This window comes from Bradyrhizobium glycinis (genome assembly GCF_016031655.1).
Taxonomy (GTDB): domain Bacteria; phylum Pseudomonadota; class Alphaproteobacteria; order Rhizobiales; family Xanthobacteraceae; genus Bradyrhizobium; species Bradyrhizobium glycinis.
This window is the reverse complement of the sequence record NZ_JACCHQ010000081.1, coordinates 1-640: the sequence shown is the minus strand read 5'-3', so window position 1 is coordinate 640 and position 640 is coordinate 1. Positions and strand designations below refer to the sequence as shown.

Genomic DNA, 640 nt, shown 5'->3' with positions numbered 1-640 from the left:
CAAGCCATGCTCGGCGGCTCGGAGGGATTCCCGAGCCTCCACATCCCCAAGGTCGAGTGGGTGCAGCCGACGCTGGAATTCCTGTCACCGACCTTTACCGAATTCCTGCTGTTCTTCGTCACCCTGATCCTGTTCATCGCAAGCTGGCGCGACCTGCGGCGGGCCATGATCATGACCTTCAGCGATCATGACGCGCGGCTGCGCACGCTCCGGATCCTCAACGAGATCGAGGTCCATCTCGGCAATTATCTGCTGACCGTCACCCTCATCAATGTCGGCGTCGGCATCGCCACCGGCCCGATGATCGGGATGAAGTTGAGCGTGGCCGCCAGTGCACCCAGCCCGGCCGGATTGGGCATTCCGGTGAGGGCGCAGATCAGGCCGGTGGCGATGTTCGCGGTGCTGGTCGTGGTCGGGCTGATCGCCTTCCCGACCATCAGCGGCGGCCTGATGGCAGCGCTCGCCTTCGCTGGCCTCACCTTTCTGGAGGGGCACTTCATCACGCCGACGATCATCGGGCGGCGGCTCGCCCTGAACGCGCTCGCCGTGCTGCTCGCGCTCGCGTTCTGGACCTGGCTGTGGGGGCCGATGGGCGCGTTCCTGTCGTCCCCGCTCCTGATCGTCGCGCTGATCCTGAAGG

At 65.5% G+C, this 640-nt stretch carries 1 protein-coding gene; it reads left to right on the top strand.

The features are described from left to right. Positions 1–640, top strand: a 640-nt coding sequence (locus HZZ16_RS36975) for an AI-2E family transporter (RefSeq protein WP_197955785.1), incomplete at both ends; no start/stop codon positions are given.